At 41.1% G+C, this 6,386-nt stretch carries 5 protein-coding genes; 3 read left to right on the top strand and 2 right to left on the bottom strand.

Annotated elements, in window-relative coordinates:
* Positions 1-244 precede the first annotated feature (244 nt).
* From MTBBW1_RS17290 to MTBBW1_RS17280, 3 genes are all read left to right on the top strand, one after another.
* Positions 245-1,219: a thioredoxin family protein gene (locus MTBBW1_RS17290; protein ID WP_080805302.1), complete on the top strand. Its 975-nt coding sequence runs from the start codon at positions 245-247 to the stop codon at positions 1,217-1,219.
* Between the two features lie 134 nt (positions 1,220-1,353).
* Positions 1,354-4,095, top strand: coding sequence for an ATP-binding protein (locus tag MTBBW1_RS17285; protein WP_186441431.1), 2,742 nt, complete (start codon positions 1,354-1,356; stop codon positions 4,093-4,095).
* A gap of 110 nt (positions 4,096-4,205) precedes the next feature.
* Positions 4,206-5,582: a sigma-54-dependent transcriptional regulator gene (locus MTBBW1_RS17280; RefSeq protein WP_080805298.1), complete on the top strand. Its 1,377-nt coding sequence runs from the start codon at positions 4,206-4,208 to the stop codon at positions 5,580-5,582.
* Between the two features lie 245 nt (positions 5,583-5,827).
* Here MTBBW1_RS17280 and MTBBW1_RS17275 read toward each other — a convergent pair whose 3' ends face one another.
* Together MTBBW1_RS17275 and MTBBW1_RS17270 are read right to left on the bottom strand one after the other, a co-directional pair.
* The gene (locus MTBBW1_RS17275) at positions 5,828-6,043 is read right to left on the bottom strand and encodes a type II toxin-antitoxin system HicB family antitoxin (protein ID WP_080805295.1); all 216 of its coding nucleotides are present in this window, start codon (positions 6,041-6,043) and stop codon (positions 5,828-5,830) included.
* A complete protein-coding gene (locus tag MTBBW1_RS17270; protein WP_080805293.1) occupies positions 6,040-6,294 on the bottom strand; it encodes a type II toxin-antitoxin system HicA family toxin in 255 nt (84 codons plus the stop codon). The genes MTBBW1_RS17275 and MTBBW1_RS17270 overlap by 4 nt, the downstream gene beginning before the upstream one ends.
* Positions 6,295-6,386: the final 92 nt, after the last annotated feature.

Raw genomic sequence — 6,386 nt, 5'->3', positions numbered from 1 at the left:
CCAAAAAATTAACTCATAAAACAGATAGTTAGACTTTTCCATTATCAATTTAAGGCATTCTTCATATCATACAGAAAGTACTTTACACTTTCCGGAACAGGAGCTTCTAAAAACGGGATTCTGTTCGGAAAAGTGTAAACTGGCAAATGAAAGATGCCCAATTTAACTATCTGGAATACTATACAATTAACCTAATCCTTATTTTTAGCTTTGACAATGCACTAAAATAAAAACAGGAACAAAAATGAAATACGAACTTGACAACAATGAAAAAAATGAAATTACTCAATGGGCTGCATCTAACCACAAAAATAGACTAAAAATAACACTGGCAACTCCGGAGCATGAACAAACCCCCTTTTTTGAGGCATTCTGCAATGCCCTTGAAGAAGCCTCGCCAGATATAGATATTAAAATCAATAAAGATAGCAACCTCAAACTTCCTGCTATAATCCTGAATGAAAACATTACGTTCCACGCTGTTCCAAGAGGCAAAATCTTTTCATCCTTCATAGCCCCCCCATCCCCATCATTTTCACCAAGGACAATTGAAAACATAAATAAAATTGAAATACCTGTTGAACTAAAGCTTTATATCGCAAACATGTGTCCCCACTGCCCAGGAGTTGTCAGCACCATTTTGCCCCTTGCAGCAGCATCAAAGCACATAAACCTTTCAATCATTGACGGAACTCTTTTTGTTGACCAGGCATCAAAGGACAATGTCATGTCAGCTCCCTGCCTGATTCTTGACAATGATTTCCGCTGGACAGGCAGCGTAACCCAGGAGGAGGTTACGGATATGATTGCAAATCGTGACATATCTTCCTTGAGTACATCTTCACTGAGAAGTATCCTGGAAGAGGGAAAAGCAGAGTTGATTGCAGCGGAGATGACAAAACAGAACATCATATTTCCTGGTTTCACAGGACTTCTGCTCCATGAAATATGGTCAGTGAGACTCGGAGCAATGGTTGTGGTTGAAGAGCTTGCTGAAAAAAATCCTGACCTTGCCCTAAAAATATGTCCAAAGCTTTTACAACATTTTGATGACTCAGATATCCCAACCAAAGGTGATATTTTGTACGCACTTGGTGAGAGCGGAGACCTTTCTGTAAAAGATAAAATAGTGAAACTTATGACAAAGATAACAATTCCTGATCTTATTGAAGCTGCTCAGGAAGCAATTGAAGCAATTGAAGAGAGAAATCGTACCTGATCAAAAAAAGGCATCCTTCATATGACCCCAAAAGTACTTTACTCTTTTTGATGAAAGATTCCCGCCACTCATAGTTTTCTCTCAGGAAAAGTGTAAACCTGGAAATGAAGCATGCCCAAAAAAAGCTGGAGTTAATGAAATTGAAATTTGGCATTCGCAAAAAATTTTTAACAGGATTTCTTCTGCTCTCACTTCTTCCGCTTACTGCCCTCAGCTTCTTTACACGTAACCGTATGGATGTGGTCTTTAATACCCTTGTACAGCGCAGCCGCAACGCTTTAACAGAAAACTCCATGTCACTGCTTGAAGCACGCGCCCAGGCAATTGCAGACCAGGTAGAGCAACTACTTGCCGCATGTGTGGATGACCTGAAAATGCTTATCAGCCTGCCTGCTGACCCATCAATCTATATGAACTTTGCAAATGTTCATAAAAGAGATATCTGGTACCAACATAAAACATCCCCTTCCGGCCACCATATAAGAGAGACTCTCCCACTATACTGTGAAGTTGTTTTTGTCAATTCACAGGGAATTGAAGAGATCCGTATAGCAGATGGCAAACCAGTTTTTCTGCATCATGACTCTGCAAAAAGACCACACTTACAAGACTCATTAAAAATTAAAACAAAGTTCGGCAATGAAGACTTTTTTCAGATGGCAATGGCTGCAAAAGAAAACGATATTTATGTCTCTCACCTAACAGGATATCATGTCACCAAAGATAATTATTTTTCCACAACAACTTCAGACTCGGAAAACAACAAAAATCAAAATCTGAATGATTACAGAGGCATTATTCGATTTGCAGGAAAAAAGATGGTCAAAGGAGTGTGTAAGGGCGTTGTATCAATTGCCCTTGACCACCGTCATTTAATGGAATTTACACAGCACATTCTGCCCTTTGGGAACCAGGAGGTGGTTGCACCAATATACGAAAGCGGCAATTATGCCTTTATGTTTGATGATGAAGGATGGATGATAACCCACCCAAAGCAGTGGGATATCAGGGGCACTTTTCCAGACGGCGAAATGGTTGACCCATCTTCATCAATATACAACGAAAAAAACCTTAAGGCAGGGCTTTTTCCCTTCAATCTGCTCCATGTTCCTTTTATCCATGAAAATTACGGCCATATTGCAAGGGATGTAATTGCAGGAAAATCGGGTGTAGTAAAAACAACCAGCGTAAAAGGCGTCCCAAGGATCCTGGCATATGCACCCATCAACTTCAGTTATGGCCTCTACTCCAAACACAAATGCTTTGGAGGAGTAACCCTTGGTGCCAGAAGCGAAGAGTTCCACAGAACCGTAGATCAGACATCAGCGGAAATTGACCTGATGGTCAAAAAAGCATCAGAAAATTCCATAATCCTGATTTTTGCCACAGGCGCACTTGTGGCAGCAATAGCTCTTTTCCTTGCAAGAAGTTTTACACGACCAATTGTCCAGTTAACGGAAAAGGTCAATGAGATAAGTTCAGGGTATTATGACATATCCATTGAAATCAAAAGCGGAGATGAGCTTGAAATCCTTGGTAAACAGTTTACAGAGATGGGAAGCCGCCTTAAACTGCACCAGCAGAACCTTGTCCGCTCACTTGATGAACTGAAACAGAATGTTGATTTGCTCAGGCGCATACATGCGGGCATGTTAAGCAGCCTTATTGTTTTTAACAGGGATGGAAAAATTCTCTCTGCAAATCCCAGGGCAGCTCATTTTTTCAATCAACTATGCAAAGAGAGCGGAGTAACAGATCACAATCTGAACAATGAAAATTTTTCAAGAAAAGAGCTTGCAGGGCAGAATATTAAGGCTCTGCTGGCTCCATATCCAGAACTTATGGCTCACATAACAAAGGAGCTTGACGGGCATGATTCCCCTGTGAATGAACAAAAGAACCATTTGGGCGCTCAAAACAACCAACCACATGGAGAGTCCTTTAAGGTAAATATGCCCGATGGCAAACTTGTCTATCTTGAAACATCCATTTCAACTATACCAGGAAATGTGGATAGCCAGGAAAAGGATAATATGGAGATCCCTGAAAAGGGAAATAAGGGTAAATTTAATCCCCAAAACATGGATAGAGGTGACCATTCAACTCTTTTAATATTTCGTGATGTCACCCGAAGAAAAAATATGGAAAAACACATAAGCCGCTCAGATAAACTTGTCTCCCTTGGTATCCTTGCTGCCGGTATTGCCCATGAAATTAGAAATCCATTAACTGGCATAACACTTATGCTGGATGATCTTCATGATCGAATTGCCAACCGCACAAATGACCGTCTGCTTATCCAAAGGGCGCTGGAAGAGATTGAAAAACTCGAAAATATTGTTACTCGGCTTCTGGAGTTTGCCTCAAAGCCTGCCCATGACCCAGTACTTGAAGATCTCAATAAAGTGGTGGCTGACACACTTTTTTTTGTCAAAAAACAGTGCAAGCAAAAGGGAGTCACGCTTATCAGCCGGACAAACCAAAATCTTCCCCGTATCCTGATTGATAGAGAGCGCATAAGGCAGGCCATACTCAACATTGTGCTAAATGCACTTAACGTGCTTGAGGACTCAATGGCTGATTCAAACGGTAACAACAAAGATAAAAACAGAAACAAAGGTAAAATTGTAATATCAACAGATATTACAGACATCTCTGAAGACCATATGGTGCTACTCTCCATAAAAGATAATGGCCCGGGTATTGCGAGAGAAGACCTTGATGCAATATTTGATCCTTTTTTCAGTCACAATCCAGATGGCTTTGGCCTGGGGCTATCCATAACACACACAATTGTGGAGGAGCATGGCGGCAGAATTGTGGTGGAAAGCGAGCCAGGAAAGGGTGCATGTTTCAATATTCATCTGCCAATATAACGGCCATGGCAGATCCATCTGCCACAACGAAGCATGAAAGTCCTCATGAGTCTTAAAATACGGGGACTTTCTTATAAAAAAGTCATAAATCTAATTTCGGATAAATTAACATGAAAAACATTCTTGTTATTGATGATGAAGCAATTATAAGGGAAAATCTTCATCGCATTCTCACTGAAGAGGATTACTCAGTTTCAACGGTTGCAACCGGTCAAGACGGGCTTGCTTTTATTGGAACAAATGACGTGGATGTGGTGCTGCTTGATTTGAATCTTCCTGATCTTCACGGCATTGAGGTTCTAAAACAAGCAAGGGAGCTTGACCCTGAACTTCTTGTCATAATAATCACAGGATATGCATCCATAGAGTCTGCTGTGGAGGCTCTGAAGCTCGGGGCATATGACTATATAAAAAAGCCCTTTAAAGCAGATGCAATCAAACTTATTCTCCGACTTGCCATTGAAACCAGACAACTTAAAAAACAGGTGGGCATACTTAAAAAAAGCCTCAACCTTCCTGACAGGATGGAGATTGTTGCAGAAAGCCCCCAGATGAAAAGTATCCTTGAGCAGGTACGGGAGGTCTCCCGCCATGATGGAGCAAATGTTCTCATTACAGGAGAGAGCGGTACCGGCAAGGAGGTGGTGGCTCAGGCCATCCACCATGCAGGGCCAAGACGTGATATGCCTCTTGTTATCATAAACTGTGCGGCTCTTCCTGAAAATCTTCTTGAAAGCGAACTTTTCGGACATGAAAAAGGTGCATTCACAGATGCTGTACGACAGAACAAGGGGCTATTTGAAATGGCCAAAGGAGGTACTGTTTTTCTTGATGAAATCGGAGAGATGCCTTTTCAGCTCCAGGCAAAACTGCTGGGAGTTATTGAGCGTAAAAGTTTCAGGAGACTTGGCGGAAGCAGGGATATAGGGACAGATGTAAAAATTATTGCGGCCACAAATATTAATTTTAAGCAGGCCATTGCAGAAAAACGTTTCAGAAGTGATCTTTATTATAGGTTAAGTGTATTTCCCATTCATATTCCCAGGCTAAAGGATCGCCAGGAGGATATCATACCTCTCTCCAACATATTTTTGAACCGCTTCTCCCGCCAGTTCCACAAACAGTTTCAGGGCATGGAAGAGGATGTTAAAAAGAAGCTTATGGAGTATGGATGGCCAGGAAACATAAGGGAACTAAAGAACGTATTTGAAAGAATTTGTATCATGCACAATGACATAACCCTTAAGCTTTGTCATCTTCCACCGGAAATTGATGATACTGATGGTCATATCTCAACTGATTCTGATACAATACTGGAAATTCCGGAAGGTATTTTTGATATTGAATCAGTGCTTGAAGAGGTAACTGTACGCCTGATTAGCAGAGCACTTCAAAAATGCAATGGCAACACAACAAAGGCTGCCGAACTTCTCGGAATCCCCAGGGGGACTTTACGGTACAAGATAAGCAAACTGAAAATCGGATAGATCTATACTAAAAAATCGGGCGTGTTTCATTTCCCGCTTTACACTTTCTGGGAAACCACGTCCATTTATAAGTCCTTTGATTTAGTCGATTTTTGATAAAATCACAACGCTGAATTCACCGGCCGCCGGGAGAGAACTATATCAGTGGCATCGCCAGAAACTTCAACGAAGCCAAATAATTCAAAGTCGCTACGATCCAGGCGGTCGGGTGGAATGTTTTGTTGTGCAACGTATTTTTATCAAAATTATGCAAATGCCAATTTTCGCCCTTTTGGAGCAGGAACAAGATCTCCAAATTCCTCAGCTGTTTCAATCCATAGTTCCATGGCTGTCTTGATATTCGCCAACGCGGATTCTTCAGTATTACCATGTGCCATACAGCCTTGCAACTCCGGGACTTCCGCAATGTATGCCTGATCTTCGTCACTCCAGTATATTATGATTTCATATTTCCTGTTCATTCTTCATCTCCGAGTTTGTATTTCAAAATAAGATTCCTTACCTGTTTGACCTGATAAGGTTTTGCTTTACTGCCTTCTTTTTGCAAATTGGGTCTTTCTTCAACACCATCCTTTCGGAAAATGTGATGACTGCCTTTGACTCTCATTTCAAAGCCAAAGTGAGATAGAAGTTTGACAAGGTCAGAGAATGAAATATTTGCGTCGCTGCTACCACGGAGTATTTGGAAAAGTAATTTTTCATATTTGCCCATATGCTATTTCCATTCTTTACTGAAGATTTAGCTTCCAATAGTACCCAAATGGATCTTCAGGATAGGTAAACCATTCACTTTCACGACATCGT

Origin of the sequence: Desulfamplus magnetovallimortis, assembly GCF_900170035.1 — a bacterium.
Classification (GTDB): domain Bacteria; phylum Desulfobacterota; class Desulfobacteria; order Desulfobacterales; family Desulfobacteraceae; genus Desulfamplus; species Desulfamplus magnetovallimortis.
The sequence above is the reverse complement of the archived record's forward strand: the minus strand, read 5'-3'. Positions and strand labels throughout refer to the sequence as shown.